The organism is Vicinamibacterales bacterium (assembly GCA_041659285.1).
Lineage (GTDB): Bacteria > Acidobacteriota > Vicinamibacteria > Vicinamibacterales > UBA2999 > 12-FULL-67-14b.
This window is the reverse complement of the sequence record JBAZYO010000043.1, coordinates 1-2,836: the sequence shown is the minus strand read 5'-3', so window position 1 is coordinate 2,836 and position 2,836 is coordinate 1. Positions and strand designations below refer to the sequence as shown.

Sequence of the window (2,836 nt, the reverse complement as noted above, 5' to 3'; positions counted from 1 at the left end):
GATCCCATCACAGTCAAAAACAGCACAGCAATTATTTGATGCACTTAAAAGCAGCACTGGTAGAAGAAAACTTTCAGATTCTGCTGCTGTAACCGGATATTCTCTTACAAGCCCGACCATTGGTGATCAAATGCCCAATTATGGAACGTTATTGACCGATGCTCAGATTTGGGATCTTGTAAAATACTTAAAAGAAGGTGCTAATGATGTAACGCAATTATATGATGCAACATATACGGGCACTTATCCTACCGGAAAAGCAACGTACAGTGCTATTGGAAAAGATGGAAATGCAGCAAGCGGAAAAACATTTTACAACACAAACTGTGCAACATGCCACGGTACAAATGGAACCATGATATCAAATCTTGATGCAACTCCCGGAATGACTGCCGGTAAATTTGTCCGGACAAAACCAAATGAAGCACAACATAAAATTAAATTTGGACAATTGGGTGCAGTAATGAAACCAACAAAAATAACAATCACGGAATTGAAAGATCTTTACAAAGCTCTTGCGGATACTGTCGCATTCCCAAATTAATCAATACTCGTTTTTAAATAACAAAGAGGGCTGCAATTGCAGCCCTCTTTTATTTCACACTGAAGTGTAATAGTAAATCTTGAATAGTGTTCGCAGGATATTTATTTCACCCGTGCAAACTCAACACGCCGATTTTTCGCTCGACCTTCCTCTGTTTTGTTCGATGCAATAGGATTCGTCGGACCGAATCCCTGCGGTAATAGTCTTTTCGAATCAACACCTTGACTGACTAAATATGCAGTCACTTCTTTTGCACGGTTCAGTGACATTTTACGATTTGATGCAGCATTCCCGGTATTGTCGGTATAACCATTGATTTGCATATTAATTTCATTATTGCTTAACAAAATCCTGGCAATGTTATCCAACACAACTTTAGATTCCGTCGTTAGCGTTGCTTTCGCTAATTCAAACGTAATCCCTTCCATCACAACTGCTTTTGTGGATATTTGTTTGAGAGATTCAATAAGTTTTACTGCTTCAGCGATCTTTTCTTCAACTTTTAATGAAGAGCGAGGGATATTGACATATGTTGTTTCTAACGGAAGTGACTGCGACATTACGCCAGCTCTCACAAAGATCTTCGCATCATTCGTTCGCACTATATTTTCTTCATTAAACTGATTGGTAATAATGGCGTACGAATATTTTCGAAACATTGTATCCCTATTTGCACGTTGTAACGTAGCAGAATAGGTTATTTCGTTCTTCCCTGAACGAAGCAGATCGGTAAGATTAACCGATGCAACTCGAATAAATTCCAAATCATCCGGAATTTCTCTTGTATTCATAGAGAGCGAAGACGATCGGACTTTAACCGAAAGATTCTACGATGATAATGGAACACCGTTAACAGTGAAGGAACGCTCATTAATTATGAAGGCAGATTCGAGAGAATCCAATAGTTTTACCGTTTTAATTTTTTTCTTCGGATCGATATACAATGATGTCTTGAAAAACACTGCGTCGCCTGCTGTAATCGAAATCGAATCAGATAAATGATTCGATATTCTTGGATTGTTTGAGCTGATCATGATCTCGGAAGTTTCAATTCTATTTTTGGTAGTATCGCGGATAACGTTTTCGACATAGATCTTATTACTCTCAACAACAATACTATCCATCGATGTTACTTTTATCATTGATGTCGACGGGAGAAGCATTCCGGTATGAGAGAGATCCGTTGCAACTACCTTATAACTAACCACTCCACTGAAAACATCTCTCGCTCGTCCAAGTTTGAAATTGATGATATTATCGCCAACCATTGGATTAATTGTCCTGCCATTATATGTAAAACTATTGGGGACAATATGTAGCCGATCTGATAGTTGATCAATAATCTCAATCGATGCGACCGGCTTATTTCCCGAATACGTAAAGGAGACATACATTTGAACAGTATCAACTTTCAGTTTTCGCAACGTATCTTCATACAAATACTTCGGTTTCAATTGCCGAACGGCGATGAGCTTATTGACTTTTGATAAGGTTTGGACAAGAGAATCTGCCACATTTCGTTTCAGATAGAAGTTTGCTTTGGCAATTCCTCCTTCGGTAACTCTCACGAATCTTGATGTGGGATCTTTGGCAAAAGAATTATTACCAATAAGCAATTCTGTTTTTTTCGGGAGTGTAATTTCATTCACACGCATAACATGTTGTCCGGGTTTCACCTCTGGTAATGAGAATTTTCCATCATCTCCAGTGATGATTCTGGTTCCGTCCTCCATCCATATTTCAATCCCCTTCTCACCATTTTCTCCCTCATCTTGAAATGTATTTCTATTATCATCATAAAATACTTTCCCAATGATTAAGCCTTTTTCCGTAAACACACCAGGCCGTACAGTAACCTGCCATTGTGATTTATCTGAGACAAGCAATGTTCCGAGACCGGCAAGGGCACTCGCATATGCCGTATTGACTCCTTCACTTTCTAACGCATCAGCTCCAACAGCAAGCTGATAGACTAATGTTGCATGTTTGGACGTTAGTATTGTATCGGGCACATTCCATTTCAATTGGTTAATTGTCGGATTTATTGTTGGCTCAATCGCCTTCCCGTTAAATCGTGCCGAATTCTTTACATACTGGAATGCATATGGCAACAGATCGTAGACACCGATCGTTTTTACAAATTGCGGACTGGTATTACTGATTTGTACTTGATATGTAACAACGTCACCAATTTCGGCAGTTTTTTTGTTTGCCGTTTTTACAATCTTCAGGAACGTAGAAAGATTTTGGTTTTCCTTTACTGCCAACAACGTGTCTCTTCGAGCAACAATA

Annotated in this window: 3 protein-coding genes; 1 reads left to right on the top strand and 2 read right to left on the bottom strand. The window is 38.9% G+C overall.

Annotated features, from left to right (window positions below; genetic code table 11):
- Nucleotides 1-544 (top strand): c-type cytochrome (locus WC815_24250; GenBank protein MFA5911902.1); only part of this gene is annotated, 544 nt, incomplete at its 5' end.
- Nucleotides 545-645: 101 nt separating this feature from the next.
- Here the strand turns inward: WC815_24250 and WC815_24245 are convergent.
- Both WC815_24245 and WC815_24240 read right to left on the bottom strand, forming a co-directional pair.
- Entirely contained in the window at nucleotides 646-1,335 is a 690-nt protein-coding gene (locus tag WC815_24245) for an OmpA family protein (protein MFA5911901.1), read from the bottom strand.
- A gap of 36 nt (nucleotides 1,336-1,371) precedes the next feature.
- A partial coding sequence (locus WC815_24240) for a DUF11 domain-containing protein (GenBank protein MFA5911900.1) occupies nucleotides 1,372-2,836 on the bottom strand: 1,465 nt, incomplete at its 5' end.